15 protein-coding genes are annotated in these 15,335 nt (G+C 61.9%); 8 read left to right on the top strand and 7 right to left on the bottom strand.

The genetic code is table 11. The features are described from left to right. The first annotated feature begins 584 nt into the window (after positions 1 to 584). Positions 585 to 1,772, top strand: coding sequence for an alpha-hydroxy acid oxidase (locus C8264_RS10115; protein WP_108460871.1), 1,188 nt, complete (start codon positions 585 to 587; stop codon positions 1,770 to 1,772). Here C8264_RS10115 and C8264_RS10110 read toward each other — a convergent pair. From C8264_RS10110 to C8264_RS10100, 3 genes are read right to left on the bottom strand one after another with little or no spacing between them, the layout of a single operon-like run. Then, positions 1,769 to 2,569, bottom strand: coding sequence for an anti-sigma factor family protein (locus tag C8264_RS10110; RefSeq protein WP_108460870.1), 801 nt, complete (start codon positions 2,567 to 2,569; stop codon positions 1,769 to 1,771). The genes C8264_RS10115 and C8264_RS10110 overlap by 4 nt on opposite strands. Then, positions 2,566 to 3,072 (bottom strand): sigma-70 family RNA polymerase sigma factor, encoded by a 507-nt coding sequence (locus C8264_RS10105; protein WP_108460869.1) that lies wholly within the window; start codon positions 3,070 to 3,072, stop codon positions 2,566 to 2,568. The genes C8264_RS10110 and C8264_RS10105 overlap by 4 nt, the downstream gene beginning before the upstream one ends. A 19-nt stretch (positions 3,073 to 3,091) precedes the next feature. Beyond that, the gene (locus C8264_RS10100) at positions 3,092 to 3,490 is read right to left on the bottom strand and encodes a COG4315 family predicted lipoprotein (protein WP_108460868.1); all 399 of its coding nucleotides are present in this window, start codon (positions 3,488 to 3,490) and stop codon (positions 3,092 to 3,094) included. 246 nt (positions 3,491 to 3,736) lie between these two features. Here C8264_RS10100 and C8264_RS10095 point away from each other — a divergent pair, with 246 nt between their 5' ends. Continuing rightward, entirely contained in the window at positions 3,737 to 4,837 is a 1,101-nt protein-coding gene (locus tag C8264_RS10095) for a TRAP transporter substrate-binding protein (protein ID WP_108460867.1), read from the top strand. 56 nt (positions 4,838 to 4,893) lie between these two features. On the opposite strand, the gene C8264_RS10090 is transcribed toward C8264_RS10095, so the two are convergent. Both C8264_RS10090 and C8264_RS10085 read right to left on the bottom strand, forming a co-directional pair. Continuing rightward, positions 4,894 to 6,285, bottom strand: a complete 1,392-nt coding sequence (locus C8264_RS10090) for a TRAP transporter large permease (RefSeq protein WP_108460866.1) — start codon at positions 6,283 to 6,285, stop codon at positions 4,894 to 4,896. Next, positions 6,285 to 6,848: a TRAP transporter small permease subunit gene (locus tag C8264_RS10085; RefSeq protein ID WP_108460954.1), complete on the bottom strand. Its 564-nt coding sequence runs from the start codon at positions 6,846 to 6,848 to the stop codon at positions 6,285 to 6,287. Before C8264_RS10085 ends, C8264_RS10090 begins: the two co-directional genes overlap by 1 nt. 237 nt (positions 6,849 to 7,085) lie before the next feature. On the opposite strand from C8264_RS10085, the gene C8264_RS10080 reads away from it, so the two are divergent. Then, positions 7,086 to 8,063, top strand: a complete 978-nt coding sequence (locus C8264_RS10080; protein WP_108460865.1) for a PfkB family carbohydrate kinase — start codon at positions 7,086 to 7,088, stop codon at positions 8,061 to 8,063. 20 nt (positions 8,064 to 8,083) lie between these two features. Here C8264_RS10080 and C8264_RS10075 read toward each other — a convergent pair whose 3' ends face one another. Beyond that, positions 8,084 to 8,827, bottom strand: coding sequence for a hypothetical protein (locus C8264_RS10075; RefSeq protein ID WP_162783561.1), 744 nt, complete (start codon positions 8,825 to 8,827; stop codon positions 8,084 to 8,086). A 170-nt stretch (positions 8,828 to 8,997) separates the two neighbouring features. Between C8264_RS10075 and eda the strand changes: the two genes are divergently transcribed. Genes eda through modB form a run of 3 tightly spaced genes read left to right on the top strand, consistent with a single transcriptional unit; the run spans position 8,998 to position 11,079 of the window. Next, positions 8,998 to 9,633 (top strand): bifunctional 4-hydroxy-2-oxoglutarate aldolase/2-dehydro-3-deoxy-phosphogluconate aldolase, encoded by a 636-nt coding sequence (eda, locus tag C8264_RS10065; RefSeq protein ID WP_205245658.1) that lies wholly within the window; start codon positions 8,998 to 9,000, stop codon positions 9,631 to 9,633. 18 nt (positions 9,634 to 9,651) lie between these two features. Further along, on the top strand, positions 9,652 to 10,389 hold the full coding sequence (gene modA, locus C8264_RS10060; RefSeq protein WP_108460861.1) for a molybdate ABC transporter substrate-binding protein: 738 nt from the start codon (positions 9,652 to 9,654) through the stop codon (positions 10,387 to 10,389). 9 nt (positions 10,390 to 10,398) lie between these two features. Further along, the gene (gene modB / locus C8264_RS10055; RefSeq protein ID WP_108460860.1) at positions 10,399 to 11,079 is read left to right on the top strand and encodes a molybdate ABC transporter permease subunit; all 681 of its coding nucleotides are present in this window, start codon (positions 10,399 to 10,401) and stop codon (positions 11,077 to 11,079) included. 51 nt (positions 11,080 to 11,130) lie between these two features. Here the strand turns inward: modB and ligD are convergent, their stop codons facing one another. Continuing rightward, positions 11,131 to 13,710 (bottom strand): DNA ligase D, encoded by a 2,580-nt coding sequence (ligD, locus tag C8264_RS10050; RefSeq protein ID WP_108460953.1) that lies wholly within the window; start codon positions 13,708 to 13,710, stop codon positions 11,131 to 11,133. A gap of 137 nt (positions 13,711 to 13,847) precedes the next feature. Here ligD and C8264_RS10045 point away from each other — a divergent pair, with 137 nt between their 5' ends. Further along, complete coding sequence (locus C8264_RS10045) at positions 13,848 to 14,834, top strand: SPFH domain-containing protein (protein WP_108460859.1); 987 nt, start codon at positions 13,848 to 13,850, stop codon at positions 14,832 to 14,834. Between the two features lie 11 nt (positions 14,835 to 14,845). Continuing rightward, positions 14,846 to 15,298 carry an NfeD family protein gene (locus C8264_RS10040; RefSeq protein WP_108460858.1) on the top strand — a complete coding sequence of 151 codons (453 nt, stop codon included), beginning with the start codon at positions 14,846 to 14,848 and terminating at the stop codon, positions 15,296 to 15,298. Positions 15,299 to 15,335: the final 37 nt, after the last annotated feature.

Below are 15,335 nucleotides of genomic sequence, written 5' to 3'. Positions count from 1 at the left end.
TCGGTGAGGCGCAGGGCGTGAGACCAAGAACGGGGATATCCAACCGCTGAACCTTAATGTTGGATTATCTCCGGATCGTCACCCTCGGGCTCGACCCGAGGGCCACTCTCCCCACGGCACAAGCGAAGAGAGACCCTCGGGTCAGGCCCGAGGGAAGCAACGGTGGGTGTGGAAGTTCCGGGGCAGACACCCCACTCCCTGCACCCTACTCACCCCACCTGTCCCACCCCAAACCTATCCATCTTCTCCCCCTCCATCTCCCACGCGCTATCCTGCCCCTACCAACTTCACGCCCAGCGGGTCGCGCGAACCGGCTAGTGTTGTTGTCAGATGGGGCAGGGATGTCGTGATCCCTGCAGGCAAGCGGAAGTGTTACCGGGTCTATGGTGGCCCGGAGCCAGAGTCGCGCGCGCCAGAAAATCCCATCGCATGTGGCGAGGCTCTGTCTCACACACTAAAACTTACCGAGGCAGGGCCTCGCCACGTGCACGCTGACAAGAAACCGCGTCGAGGGCGGCGCTTTGGCGCGGCTGATTGACGGCTAACATGTTAGTTGCTAGGGCAAGCGAAACCGGAGCATCAGCATGGCCGCACTCGACAAGATCCTGACCGTCGACGAGATGAAGACGGCTGCCCGCCGCCGCGTGCCCAAGATGTTCTTCGAATATGCCGACACCGGCAGCTACACCGAAAGCACCTATCGCGAGAACGAGAGCGATTTCGGCAAGATCAAGCTCCGCCAGAAGGTCGCGGTAAACCTTGAAGGCCGCAACCTAAAATCGACCATGCTGGGCAAGCCGGTCACCATGCCGGTTGCCATCGCGCCGGCGGCTACAGGCGGCATGCAGATCGCCGATGGTGAGATCAAGGCCGCCAGGGCCGCCGAAAAATACGGCATTCCCTTTACCCTCTCGACCATGAGCGTCTGTTCCATCGAGGATATCGCCGAGAACACCACGGCCCCGTTCTGGTTCCAGCTCTATGTCATGCGCGACCGCGCCTTCATCGAGCGGCTGATCGATCGCGCCAAGGCCGCCAAGGTTTCGGCGCTGGTGCTGACCATGGACCTGCAGATCCTGGGCCAGCGGCACAAGGACATTCACAATGGCCTGTCCACTCCGCCCAAATTCGACGCCTATTCCGTCTGGCAAATGATCCAGCACCCGCTGTGGTGCCTGCAAATGCTGCAGACGAAGCGCCATAGCTTCCGCAATATCGTGGGCCATGTGGATGGGCGTGGGCACGATCTGGCGTCGCTATCGGAATGGACCGCCTCACAGTTCGATCCGACCCTGAACTGGGCCGACGTGAAATGGGTCAAGGAGCGCTTCGGTGGTCCGGTGATCGTGAAGGGCGTGCTCGATCCCGACGACGCCATCGCTGCAGTCGACAACGGCGCCGATGCGGTGATCGTGTCCAATCACGGCGGCCGCCAGCTCGACGGCGCGCCGTCCACCATCCGCGTACTGCCCGAGATCATCGACGCCATCGGCCACCGCACCGAAGTCTTCCTTGATAGCGGCATCCGCTCCGGCCAGGACGTGCTCAAGGCGCTTGCCTATGGCGCCAAGGGCACCTTCATCGGCCGGCCGATGCTCTATGGCCTCGGCGCCGGCGGAGAGGCAGGGGTCACCCGCGTGCTCGACATCATCGCCAAGGAACTCGACATCACCATGGCCCTGTGCGGCGAGCGGGATATCCTCAATGTCGGCCTGCACAATATCTATTCCAACGACCTGCCGCCGCGCAACGCGCCAGCGACCAATCGCTAGCTGCGATAGCGTTCCCTGCCGTCGTCGCCCTCGGTCAACTGCGTATAAACGGCCCGCGACAGCGCCTTCATGCGCTCCTCGGGAAGGGTGCCGACGACCGTGCAGGTGATCCGCTCATTGGCCCAATAGAATGCCTCGGCGCCGTCATAGCGGGTGAATTCATAGGCGGGTTGTCCGTCCGGCAGGGCAGCGGTGACATAGATCGTGACGCGTTCCTTGTCGGCGCTCTCATACATCAGCTGCGCTGCCCTTCCGCCCAGTTCGGGCTCCCCCGGCAGGAGCCGCCCACCGACGAGGCTAAAGCCTTCGGCATCGAGGTTCGGCATGCCCAGCTGGGTTTCGAGGCGGTTGGACAGCCAGCTCGTCAAATGCTCGCTGTCCTCGCCGCCAACTTCCACCGCATGGCGGTTCTCGGCGACGTAGACGGTGTGGGCGTTGATCGCATCGGCAATCAGCGTCGCGCTGGGCGGTCGGCTATCCAGCACCGGCCGCAAGAACCAGCCGGCACCAAGACCCACGCCGAGCAGGATGACCGCTGCCGCAGCCCACCCGACAGCACCCCTGCGGTGGCGCGATTGCTCGGCCGCTATGCGGCGCGGCTTCAAACGTGCTGGCACCGGCTCGGCTCCCGCGGGCGCAAACAGCGTGCGGATCGCGTCGGACTGGCGCTGCATCAGCGCAATTTCAGCAGCCGTATCGGGGTTGGCGGTCAGATAGGCGTCAACGTGCTGGCGGCCGGCGTTGTCGAGCTGTCCGTCGGCATAGGCCATCAGCGTGTCGCGGTTGATCTCGCTCATTTGACGGTCCTCAAATGCGGCTCGGAGGGCGTGCCGGTCGCCGCTCGCAGGGCGGCGCGGGCCCGGCCCAGCCGGCTCATCAGCGTGCCCAGTGGAATCTTCAAGATGTCAGCGGCCTCCTGATATGACAGACCTTCAAGGGCGATCAGCAGCAGCGCTTCCTTCTGCTCAGCCGGCAAGGTCTCGATGGCGCGCGCCATTTCGGCCAGGGCGATATGGCCGGGCTGTGGCGCTGGCGTCGAGGGTTCCTCGATTGCTTCGATATCCACCTCCTGCCCGCGCCGCCGAGACGAGCGCAGGGCATTGCGGTGGAGATTGAGCAGGATGGTGAAGAGCCAGGCCCGCAACGGACCGCGAGGTCTGAACAATCCCTGTCGTGATATCGCCCGCTCCAGGCAATCCTGCACCAGATCATCGGCCAGGTCGGCATTGCGCGTCAGCGCCCGGGCATAGCGCCGAAGGGCTGGCACGCAAGTTTCGACCTGGTCGAGGAAATCGCTCAAAAATTAATGCCCGTGGGGATCAATCCACTGCAAGATGCCAGACACCGCCAACGCCGTCACCACTGGTGTCGCCGGGTTCGGTGTCTTCGTACCAATAGTAGAGCGGCATGCCTTCATGAGCCCACATCTTGGAGCCGTCATCGCGAGTCACCACCGTGAAGTCGCCCTCGTCCTGCGCGTCCTCGGCAGCCATCAGCGGTGGCCATTTGACGGCGCAGTCGCCATTGCACACGCTTTTGCCGTCGCCGGCGGTGTCCTTGTCGAAGATATAAAGCGTCATGCCGTCGGCGTCGGTCAGCACCTGCTGGCCGCCGATATCGACGGTCTTGACCGCGCCACCCAGATATTCTTCCGCCAGGGATGGCGCCGCAAGCATTGCCAGAGCCGCAGCACCAGCCAGAATCGAACGAAGTCGCATGGGAATTTCCTCCTGATTGCGAGAGCCATGCTCTTGCGGCCCTCGTCAACGTCAACACCGCTCGCCCGTGTTTAATCCCCGCACCATCGTATTTTTTGTCAGCGTAAATTCCTCAACATTGCGAACAACATACTGGACAGAAAGCCGCGAGATTGCTTTTGTTGCGGCAATCGATGCATCCGCTGCCCTGGCATGCGTGGCATCGGTCCCGCGCGCAACAGGGCGCGCGGTCATGGGAGGACGTTAATGAAGAGACGCGAATTCTTTAGAACCGCTTCGGTCGCTACGATCGGCGCGGCTGCTGCCACGACCCTTGCGGCGCCGGCCATTGCCCAGGGCAACATCACCTGGCGCATGGTCACCACCTGGCCCAAGAACTTTCCAGGACTCGGCGTCGGCGCCCAGACGCTGGCAGACCGGATTACCAAGGCGTCCGGTGGCCGGCTGACCGTCCAGGTCTTTGCCGCAGGCGAGATGGTGCCGGGGCTGCAGGCTCTGGATGCGGTGATCGATGGCTCGGCCGAGATGAGCCATGGCACGCCCTATTACTGGCAGAACAAGAGCCAGGCGCTCAGCTTCTTCACCGGCGTGCCCTTCGGCATGACCAACCGCGAGCTCACGGCCTGGGTGCGTTACCTCGGCGGTCAGGAGATCTGGGACAAGATCTACGACCAGTTCGGCGTGCAGGGCTTCATGTCGGGGGATACCGGAACGCAGGCCGGCGGCTGGTTCCGCAATGAACTGACAGGCGTCGCAGACGTGCAGGGCTTGCGCTTCCGCACGCCGGGCCTGGGTGGACAGGTTTGGGCCAAGCTTGGCGCTTCGGTGACCAATCTTGCGGCAGGCGATATCTTCGCGGCGTTGCAGTCCGGTACCCTGGATGCGGCCGAATTCGTCGGCCCCTATAACGATCTGGCGCTGGGCTTCTACCAGATTGCCAAGAACTACTATTTCCCAAGCTTCGTCGAACCGGGGCTGGCCACCGAACTGGTGGTCGACAAGGCCAAGTTCGCCGAACTGCCGGAAGACCTGCAGGAGATCGTACGCGTTTGCGCCCAGTCGTCATATGACCAGGTCGCCTCCGACATGTACGCCAACGATCCGCGCGCCCTCAACGCGCTGGTGGCCGAGCATGGCGTGCAGGTTCGCCGCTTCCCCGAAGATATCGTGGAGGCCGGCGCCAAGGCCTCGATGGAATTGATCGCCGAAATCCGCGAGAGCGGCGATGCCCTGACCAAGGAGACGGTTGAGAGCTTCGTGTCGGCATTCAACCTGCTGCGCCAGCGCACCGAGGGCACGGACATGCCCTATCTCGTCGCTCGCGAGAAGTACATCAAGTTCGAATAGTCCGACCTGAGAGTCCAAAAGAGAAAGGCCCGGGACGCGTCCCGGGCCTTTTGCTTTCAGTTGTAGATCAGCCCGGGCAACCAGGTGATCAGATCGGGGAAGATGAAGAGGATACCCAGCCCGATCAGTTGCAGGATGACGAAGGGAACGACGCCCCTGTAGATCATGCCGGTGGTCACTCGCGGCGGCGCCACCCCGCGAAGATAGAACAGGGCGAACCCGAACGGCGGCGTCAGGAAGCTGGTCTGCAGGTTCACGCCCACCATCACGCCCAGCCAGATCGGGTCCACGCCAAGCGCCAGCAGCACAGGCGCGGTGATCGGGATCACGATGAAGATGATCTCGAACGTGTCCAGGATGAACCCGAGCAGGAACATGATGAACAAGACGATGATCGTGGCGCCGATCGCGCCGCCCGGCATGGACGACAGGAACTCGTGCACCAGATTGTCGCCGCCCATCATGCGGAAGACGATGGAAAACACCGCCGCACCGAAGAGGATGATGAACACCATCGATGTGATGGTCGCGGTCGAGATCACCGCCTGGCGCAGGATCGACAGGCTCAGCCGCCAGCGGAGGGCGGCAAGCAGCATCGCGCCCACGGAGCCAACCGAGGCCGCTTCGGTCGGGGTGGCGATACCCGCCAGGATCGATCCCAGAACCGCCAGGATCAGCAGCAAGGGTGGGAGAAGGGCCACGACGACTTCACGCAGCAGGGCACCCTTCTCTTCAGCGGGAACCGGGGTTGCGGGGCAGGATTTGGGGTCGGTGATGGCCTTGAAGATCATCCAGCTGGCATAGAGTCCCACCAGAAGCAGGCCGGGAATGATAGCTCCGGCGAACAGGGTGCCCACCGAAACCGGCTCGGGCGCGAAATTGCCCTTCTCCATCTGCACCTGGGCGTTGATGCCCGAGAGCATGTCCGCCATGAAGATCAGCACCGTCGAGGGTGGAATGATCTGCCCCAGCGTGCCGGAGGCGCAGATGACGCCGGTTGCGAGCTTGGGATCGTATCCAGCCCGCAGCATGGCCGGCAGGGAGATCAGGCCCATGGTGACGACGGTGGCGCCGACCACGCCGGTGGACGCAGCGAGCAGTGCACCCACGAGAATGACCGACAAGCCAAGTCCGCCGCGCAGATTGCCGAACAGCTTGCCCATGGTCAGCAGCAATTGCTCGGCAATGCCGGAGCGTTCCAGCATCACGCCCATGAACACGAACAGCGGCACTGCGACCAGCACCTCATTGGTCATCAGGCCGATATAGCGGCCAAAGAGCGAGCCGTAATTGGAGGGGTCATAAACGCCCAGCCACCAGCCCACGAGGCCAAAGATCAGTGCCGTGCCCGCGAGCGAGAACGCCACCGGGAAGCCGAGCATGAGCACGCCGATAACGCCGACGAACATCAGCCCGGCGAGAATTTCTCCGATCAGAACTGGATCCATCAATGCACTTCCTTGGCGTCGTTGGCGCCATAGCGCAGATGGTCGGGCAAGAGGCTCTCACGGTCGGTCAGGACAAGGATGGCGCGCAACGCCATGGCTATGCCCTGCAGCCCCACAAGGACGGCGAACAGAATGATGAAGCTCTTGAGGATGAACAGGCCCGGCATGCCGCCAATATTGCCGGAGGCTTCGTAGAAGCCCCAGGACCGCCGCACCGAGGGCCAGCCATAATAAAGCACGACATACATGAACGGCAGCAGGAACACGAGGACACCGAACAGGTCCGCTGCGGCTTTGCGCTTGATCGAGGCAGGCCGGTAAAAAATATCCACCCGAACATGGTCATCGCGTAGCAAGGCAAAGCCCGCTACGCCGGTAAACATGGCGCCACCGACCCACACATAAAGGTCCTGCATCCACAGCGTGCTGACATTGAAGAAGTAGCGCTGAACCACGACAGCGAAGCACACTAGAACGCAGACCAGAGCAAGCCAGGAAAGGACTTCCCCTACTGCCCTGTTGAGAGCGCTGATCGCGCGAATAATTAGAGCCAAGAATTGCAAATGGCCGTCCCCCATTGTTTGTGCCGGGGCCCAGCGTTGCCGAGTGCCAGCATTTGGGTGGCGATTGAACAGCATCAAGCCGTCCCGTCAACGGACTTGTGCAAGGGTTTCCCGCGCAAATACACGCTGCAACCAGTCGAAGCGCGCCAAAATGGCAACAAGACCAAGCACGCAGCCGATGGTGACAAGCCCATCAAAAATGCTATCTGGCAGCGGCCATAGTGGGGAGAGCAGCCTATGTTTGTTGTCGGTGGGGAAAGTCTGATCGATCTGAAGGCCGAAGTGGCGTTGCCCGATGGCAAGCTTATCGGCCGTGATGGCGAGGGGCAGATCGTGATGACGGCCCATCAGGGCGGCTCACCCTATAATTGCGCCATAGCACTGGCCAAGCTGGGCAATGCTACAGGCTTCCTGTGCCCGATTTCCGCCGATGCTTTTGGCGACTACCTGCTGGGGCCGCTCACCGAAGCGGGCGTCACCACGCTATTGCCGGAACGGGTGGCGGAATACACGACGCTCGCCGTGGTTAATTTCGACGCCAACCACAATGCCCGCTATGGCTTCTACCGCTCGGCCGATGGCGCCATCGATGCTGCCAAGGCCATCGCTGCCTTGCCGAAAGACCTCAGCCTCTACCAGATTGGCGGCTTCTGCCCCATCAAGCCGGACGAGGCTGCTATCTGGCTCGAAATCGTGCAGGCAGCGATTGCCCGGGGCGCCACCATTTCCATTGACCCCAATGTGCGCCCCAGCCTTGTCGATGATTTCGAGGGCTATCGGACGCGCCTGTCGCAGTTTCTCGACCTCTCCCATCTGGTCAAAGTATCCGAAGAAGACCTTGAAGCGCTCGACCGCAGCAAGAGCATCGAGCAGCATGCGGCAGATCTGCTGGCGCGCGCCAATTGCGAGCTTGTCGTAGTCACCCTGGGCGAAAAAGGTTCACGTGCCTTCACGACTGCAGGGCACGCCGATGCCAGCATCTACGCCCCGCCCCAATTCGGCGACACGGTGGGAGCGGGGGACAGTCTGATGGCGGGGATTTTGTCCTGGCTCAACGAGCGCGGACTTCTCAAGCCCGGCAAGCTCTCCACCTTGGGCAGCGGCGCACTAAGCGATATGTTGCGCTTTGGTGCAGTCGTTGCCGGCATCAACTGCGGCCGCAAAGGCTGCAAGCCGCCCACCCGCGCCGAAGTGGACGCGGTGCTGGGACGCTAAAAAGCGCGCTACCAATAGTCTCAGCGCAGGCGATCGAGGAATTGCTGGCGGTGCCAGGCCAGCGCCCGCTCGTCCGGCCATTGGCGCTGGTCTTCACCGACCAGCAGCTTGCCGGTGGGATTGATGGTCGACAGGACACTTGTTCCCGTCGCCCAGGCATCGGCTATGATCTCGAGATCGGGCCCGATGGTCCAGCCGAACTGGGTGAACAATTGCGCTGGTTCATCATGGAGGAAGATGAAATTGCGGGCATGAACCTTGCCGCCGCTATCGAGCGGAACGATAGGCGTGGCCGTGCCCTCGCCTATCGAGACCTCCACGCCGGAAAAACTGCACCGGCTGTCGCGGTCTTCGCGTACCTGCCGGGCGATCTCGCCATAGATGTCGAGAGAGACAAAAGCGGTGGCTGCCTCGTCAAGGCGTGGGTATGGCAAGCTGGCGTTGGTTTGCGTAAAATCCATTTCCGCGTCTTCCCACAATGAGAATACGGCCTTTTCGGGCCCTTCCGCCACTTTTTTCTCGACAGGCAGAGCGCGCATGTTGACGAGGACAGCGGAGGAGGAGGTGCCACTGGAGGCAAAACGTTCAAGCGTGGCTGTTGCCTTGATCATAAGATCGCCGCTGCCGCTTCGTGCGGCCACGAACACATCCTCTCCGATATGGTCAGCGAAGCGGATACGGTCCTGCAAACTGCAGGCAACCTCGAGCGGGCCTCGTTCACGGCCGGACGGCATATGGCCGACATTGACAACCAGCTTCGGCACGGCGTCCCCAGGCTGTACTTACGTAACAACACGTATAGCGCCCCAGAGGGAATTGGTAGCCTTGCCGCTGAGCACCAGGACATGATTTTTGCCGCGGTTTCCATCAACGGGGTTGCGGGAAGCCGGCCAAGCTCCTAACCGTTCCTCAACACCAAAAAACGAGGCCGATCATGCCGCAAGACGCTGTTGCCATCCGCTCCATCCTTTCCCTTGCTCCCGTGGTGCCGGTCATCATCCTTGACGATGTGTCCCAGGCGCGGCCTTTGGCCGAAGCGCTGGTCGCGGGCGGCTTGCCCATTCTGGAAGTCACGCTGCGCACGCCGAATGCGCTCAAGGTGATGGAAGAGATGGGCAAGGTAGAAGGCGCCATCGTCGGGTCGGGCACCGTGCGTACGGCGCTGCACATGCAGCAATCGGTCGATGCAGGGTGCCGTTTCATGGTGTCGCCCGGCATCTCGCCACGCATCCTGGATGCGGCCGACGATATCGGCATTCCCCTGCTGCCCGGCATTGCAACGCCGAGCGAGGCCATGACTGCGGCCGAGCGGGGCTATTCGTTCCTCAAATTCTTCCCGGCGGAAGCCAATGGCGGCGCACCGGTGCTCAAGGCCTTTGCATCCCCAATTCCAGACGTCACCTTCTGCCCTACCGGCGGTATCGATGCGGCCAAGGCCAAGGTTTACCTCGGCCTGCCCAATGTCATTTGCGTGGGCGGAAGCTGGATCATGCCGGCGGATGCAGTCGCCGCCAATGACTGGTCGCGGATCGAAGCGCTCGCCCGCGAAGCGTCGGCCCTGCGTGTCTGACGCAACCGGCAGCTTCCGATGATCTGGGCGCTCAGCCGAACGCTCTTGGCCGGGCTGTTGCTGACACCAGCCGCTTATGCCGACAAGGTGCATGTTGCTGTTGCGGCTAATTTCACCCAAGTGGCCGAGGAGCTTGCGCCGCTGTTCGAAGCGGCGAGCGGCCATCAGGTCACCTATAGCTTCGGCGCCACCGGCCAGCTTTTCACCCAGATCAGCCAGGGCGCGCCGTTCGAAATCTTCCTTGCTGCCGACGATGAGCGTCCCGCCAAGGCGGTGGCCGAGGGCCTGGGCGTTGAAGGCAGCGTGTTCACCTATGCCGTTGGAAGACTGGCGCTCTACAGCACCTCGCTGGATATCGCCGACGGTGCGGCGTCACTGGCCAACGGTGAATTCGACAAACTCGCCATAGCCGATCCGCGGACCGCCCCCTATGGTGCGGCCGCGCTCGAAGTTCTCGAGGCGTTTGGCCTTGTTGACGCCATCGGCCCAAAGCTGGTGATGGGCGAAAACATCACGCAGACCCTGCAATTCATTGAAACGGGCAATGCTGAGCTAGGCTTCGTCGCCGCAAGTCAGGTGCTCGGCAAGTCCAATGTCTGGATCGTTCCCGGCGACTACCATCAATCGATCCGCCAGGATGCCGTGCTGCTCACAACCGGAGCGGGTAATCCTGCCGCCAGGGCCTATCTCGACTTCCTCAAGGGCAGCGCCGCCCGCGGGGTGATAGAAGCTGCCGGATACCTTGCCGAGGAATGAGGTCGCGCGGTGAGCCTTGATGACATCTGGGCCCCAGTTGGCCTGACCCTGGCCCTGGCCGCCATCAACACGCTGATCCTTCTGGTCATCGGCACGCCCATCGCCTGGTGGCTCGCGCGCAGCGGCAGCCGCTTCCGGGAGATCGTCGGGGCCATTGTCTCGATGCCCCTGGTCCTGCCGCCGACAGTTTTGGGATTTTACCTGCTGATCGCCTTGGGACCGAATGGGCCGGGTGGCTGGATCGCGGGGCTCTGGGGCGGGCGCACGCTGGCGTTCTCGTTCACCGGGCTGGTGATCGGCTCGGTCTTCTACTCCATGCCCTTCATGGTGCAGCCGCTGCGCAATGCGTTCCTCGCCATCGGCAACGATCCTCTAGAGGCGGCGTCGAGCCTGGGCGCCTCGAACTGGCAGCGGTTCTGGCGCGTCGCACTGCCTTCCGCGCGCTCCGGCTATATCACCGGAGCGCTGATGACCTTCGCGCACACGATCGGCGAATTCGGCGTCGTCCTGATGATCGGCGGCAATATTCCGGGCCAGACCAAGGTCATCGCCATCGCGCTCTATGACTATGTCGAACGCCTGCAATGGGGCGAAGCGCATGTGATCGCCGCGGGCATGGTCCTCTTCGCGTTCCTCGTGATCGCACTGACCCTCGCTCTCGACCGGCGCCTGAACGTGCCGCTGCCTTAGGTGTCCTCCCACAGTGTCATTCCCGCTTTCGCGGGAATGACGCCGAGTTTTTTATGACGTTGCCCCGGCTTTTTTCAGCATCGTCTTGGTGATCGTCTGGTTGAGGGAGAAATAGTCCTTCCACGGGTCGGGCTGTTTGGCGCGCTCGGCAGCGGCGGCAAGGTTGAACTGGTTCGCGGCCTTGATGGTCTTGAGTTCGTCCCAGCTTACGGGCACTGCTGCGGGGGCACCTTCGCGCGAACGGCTCGACCACGGCGCGACGGCGGTCGAGCCCCGCTCATTGCGCAGATAGTCGATGAACAGCTTGCCCTTGCGCTTGGCCTTGCTCATGTTCGCGGTGAAACGGTCGGGGTATTGCTCGGCCAGGTTCTGCGCGAAGGCCTTGCAGAATGCCTTGATCTCCGGCCATTCGAGACCGGGCTCAAGCGGTGCGATGACGTGAATGCCCTTGCCGCCACTGATAAGGGCAAAGCTCTGCAGGCCCACATCGTCCAGTGCCGCGCGAATATCGGTTGCGGCGCTGCGCACATGTTCAAAGCCCAGCCCTTCATCGGGGTCGATATCGAAGATGATGCGCTCGGGGCGCTCGACATTTTTGGTCCGGGCGCCCCAGAGATGCCATTCCAGAACATTCATCTGGGTTCCGGCAATAAGCCCGCCCAGATCGTCGATATAGAAGTAATCTTCCTTGGCGCCGTCCTTCTCCGTAATCAACACGGACTTCATCTCGTCTGGAAACCCGCCCGTATCGTGCTTCTGGAAAAAGCAGTACTTCGCCCGTCCCTGCGGGCACCGTAGCAGGCTGAGTGGCCGGTTCTCGATAAAGGGCAACATGCGTTCGGCGACGGCTGCGTAATAAGCGACGAGATGCGCCTTGGTGACGCCCTGGCCGGGATAGACCACGCGATCAGGGCTGGTCAGCTTGACGCCGGCGGCCTCGGCCGCATTGATCCCGGCTTCGGAACTGAGGGCAGGGGATGCTTTCGAAGGTGCCACCGGTTCCTCGAGCTTCACCTCCGGCGCAGGCTTGTCCTCACGCAACGCCAAAAAGGATGGATGTCGCAACACACCATCAGGCGTAAATTCAGTGAAACCAATCTCCGCGACCAGCTCGGGCGAGACCCATTTGGAGGTCCGCGCAACGGGTCTTGGTACCGCTGAAAAAGGACTGGTCTTGCGAGCGAGGTCATCCAGCCGCTCCTGCAGGTCCTCCGCGCTTTTCTGGTTGAAGCCGGTGCCGACCCTGCCGCGATAGACCAGCTTGCCGTCTTCCCAGGTACCCAGCAGCAGGGAAGCAAAGTGCTTTCGTTTGGTCGACGGCGTCCAGCCGGCAATGACAAACTCCTGCCGCTTGGCGCATTTGATCTTGAGCCAGTCACGCGTTCGCTCGTTGCGATAGGGCGCATTGGCGTTCTTGGCAATGATGCCCTCATGGCCTTCGCGGCAGACGGCATCGAACACCTTCTGGCCATTGCCGGTGACGTGAGCCGAAAATTGCACCAGCGAGGATTGCTCGATCTTTCCGAGCAATTTTTCGAGCCGTGCCTTGCGCTCCACCAGAGGCAGCCTGACCAGATCGGCCCCGTCCTGCTCGATCAGATCGAAAGCGAAATAGGTGAGGGGACCACCGTTGGAGAGATGGTCCTTGAGCGTCGAGAAATCCGCGCGTCCCTTGCTGTCGAAGGCGCAGAGTTCGCCGTCTATCAGCGCGGTTCCCTTGGTAATGCGCGTCAGGGGCGGCACGATTGCCGCGAATTTGTCGGTCCAGTCCTTGCCAGTGCGGGTATAGAGCTTCACCTGATCGCCGGAAATCGCAGCCAGGCAGCGATAGCCGTCATATTTCATCTCGAACAGCCAGCCGCTGCTCTCGGGCACCTCTGTTGCGAGGGTCGCCAATTGCGGGCTGCGATATTTCGGGAACGGCTTGGCGGTTGCGCCGCGCTTGGCCGGCACGGGATTGTCTACGGCCTTGGCCGCATCGGAGTGCCACACGGCGTCTGGCTTGGTGGCGGTCTTCTTCTTGGGCTTGAGCCCCTTGGCGATGCCGTCCAGATCGCGTCCGGTGGAAATGGAGGTGGTGAACTTCTCCGTCAGGATTTTGCCGTCGGTGGCGTGATCGTCCTTGTGCTTGATCAGCAGCCAGTTCTCGCGTGCCGGACCTGATTTGCGCTTGGTGTCGCGGCCCTTCATGTGGACCAGAACCCACTCGCCCTTCATCCGATGCCCATTGATGCGCATCTTGAGGTCGCCGTTTTCCAGCCCTTCATGCGGATCGCCGATGGGCTCCCAGGTGCCCTCGTCCCAGAGCATCACGGTGCCCCCGCCATATTCGTTCTCGGGGATGGTTCCCTCGAAACTGCCGTACTCCACCGGGTGATCCTCAACCCTCACGGCGAGCCGTTTGTCGGTGGGATTGTCGGAGGGGCCCTTGGTTACCGCCCAGCTCTTGAGCACGCCGTCCAGCTCGATGCGAAAATCGTAATGTAGGCGCGTCGCGTCGTGTTTCTGCACGACGAAGCTATTGCCTTGCTTGCCGGAGCTGCTCTCGCGCGAGCCGGAGGGTTCCTGCGTCTTGGTGAAGTCCCGCTTGGCCTGGTATTCCTTGAGCAAGGTGTCAGCTTTGCTGGCCATCATGGTACACTCTGGTCACGGAACTATCCTGCCGTTCCAACGAGTCTCTCCTCAGCTTTGTTCCGCGTCGCGAAGCCGTTGCGCCGCAACCTTGCCGTCCATAAGGTCGTGCAACAAATATCCGAGGGAGAATCGGCATGGACTTGCTGGACGGCTTTGCACTTGACGGGCTCAGCATAACCCTGATCGCTCTCGGTGTTCTGGCGCTGCTCGTATTGTTCGCAGGGGCCAAGCAGGTGCCGCAGGGCTACAATTATACCATCGAGCGGTTTGGCAAATATACCCGCACCCTCAAGCCCGGTCTCAATCTCATTGTCCCGTTCATCGACGGCGTGGGCAAGAAGATCAACGTCATGGAACAGGTACTCGACGTTCCCCATCAGGAAGTCATCACCCGCGACAACGCTTCGATCACGGCCAATGGCGTAACGTTCTACCAGATCCTCGATGCGGCTGCGGCGGCCTACGAAATCTCGGGGCTCGAGAACGCCATCCTGAACCTCACCATGACCAATATCCGTACCGTCATGGGATCGATGGATCTCGACGAACTGCTCAGCCACCGCGACGAAATCAACGAGCGGCTGCTGCGGGTCGTGGATACGGCCGTTTCGCCCTGGGGGATCAAGATCACGCGCATCGAGATCAAGGACATCGATCCGCCCAAGGACCTGGTCGAATCCATGGGCCGGCAGATGAAGGCCGAGCGCGAAAAGCGTGCGGCAATCCTGGAAGCAGAAGGGCGCCGTCAGTCGGCGATCCTGCAGGCGGAAGGCGCCAAGCAGGCCCAGGTACTGGAAGCCGAAGGCCGGCGCGAGGCCGCGTTCCGTGACGCCGAAGCCCGCGAACGCTCGGCGGAAGCCGAAGCCAAGGCGACTCAGATGGTGAGCGACGCCATCGCGTCCGGCAATGTTCAGGCGATCAACTATTTCGTCGCCAACAATTACATCAAGGCGCTCGAAAGCATTGCGACATCGCCCAACCAGAAGGTGCTGATGTTGCCCGTCGAGGCTGCCAGCGTCATCGGCTCGATCGGCGGCATTGCCGAGATCGCCAGGGAAGTCTTTGGCGGGGCTGCACCCAATCCGGTGCGATCGGCCCGTCCCCCTTCAGCCGGCCAATAACGCGAGGCGCCATGCAGATCGTGGATTTCATCGCAGCCAACGGCCCCTGGTCCTGGATCATCGCCGGCTTGATATTGCTGGCGCTGGAGCTGGTCCTGCCCGGCGGCATCCTGGTCTGGATGGGTGTCGCGGGGATCATAACCGGGCTCATGCTGCTGTTTCAGCCGATCGGGTGGCCGCTGCAATGGCTGATCTTCGGCGTACTGTCGCTGGGTTCCATCGTAGTCTGGCTCCGCTATAGCCGCAATCGGCCACAAAAAACCGACAGCCCCTACCTCAACCGCCGTGCCGACCAGTTGATCGGGCAGGAGGCGGTGCTAGCCGAACCTATCGAGCAGGGCTTTGGTCGGGTGGTGCTCGGCGACACGATCTGGCGGGTTTCCGGTGATGATCTGCCGGCCGGCACGCGCGTCAGGATCGTCGGCAGCAATGGCAGCGTGTTGGCGGTGGAGCCCAAAAGCTAGCCGCTGCGCAACGGTTCCTTAACCATACAATGAAACT

Source organism: Devosia naphthalenivorans (assembly GCF_003056355.1).
In the GTDB taxonomy this organism is placed as follows: Bacteria; Pseudomonadota; Alphaproteobacteria; order Rhizobiales; family Devosiaceae; genus Devosia; species Devosia naphthalenivorans.
The sequence above is the reverse complement of the archived record's forward strand: the minus strand, read 5'-3'. Positions and strand labels throughout refer to the sequence as shown.

Coding starts and splice junctions, on each gene's coding strand:
- C8264_RS10115 (WP_108460871.1), top strand. CDS start 585: ATGGCCGCACTCGACAAGATCCTGACCGTCGACGAGATGAAGACGGCT.
- C8264_RS10110 (WP_108460870.1), bottom strand. CDS start 2,569: ATGAGCGAGATCAACCGCGACACGCTGATGGCCTATGCCGACGGACAG.
- C8264_RS10100 (WP_108460868.1), bottom strand. CDS start 3,490: ATGCGACTTCGTTCGATTCTGGCTGGTGCTGCGGCTCTGGCAATGCTT.
- C8264_RS10095 (WP_108460867.1), top strand. CDS start 3,737: ATGAAGAGACGCGAATTCTTTAGAACCGCTTCGGTCGCTACGATCGGC.
- C8264_RS10090 (WP_108460866.1), bottom strand. CDS start 6,285: ATGGATCCAGTTCTGATCGGAGAAATTCTCGCCGGGCTGATGTTCGTC.
- C8264_RS10080 (WP_108460865.1), top strand. CDS start 7,086: ATGTTTGTTGTCGGTGGGGAAAGTCTGATCGATCTGAAGGCCGAAGTG.
- eda (WP_205245658.1), top strand. CDS start 8,998: ATGCCGCAAGACGCTGTTGCCATCCGCTCCATCCTTTCCCTTGCTCCC.
- modA (WP_108460861.1), top strand. CDS start 9,652: ATGATCTGGGCGCTCAGCCGAACGCTCTTGGCCGGGCTGTTGCTGACA.
- ligD (WP_108460953.1), bottom strand. CDS start 13,710: ATGGCCAGCAAAGCTGACACCTTGCTCAAGGAATACCAGGCCAAGCGG.
- C8264_RS10045 (WP_108460859.1), top strand. CDS start 13,848: ATGGACTTGCTGGACGGCTTTGCACTTGACGGGCTCAGCATAACCCTG.
- C8264_RS10040 (WP_108460858.1), top strand. CDS start 14,846: ATGCAGATCGTGGATTTCATCGCAGCCAACGGCCCCTGGTCCTGGATC.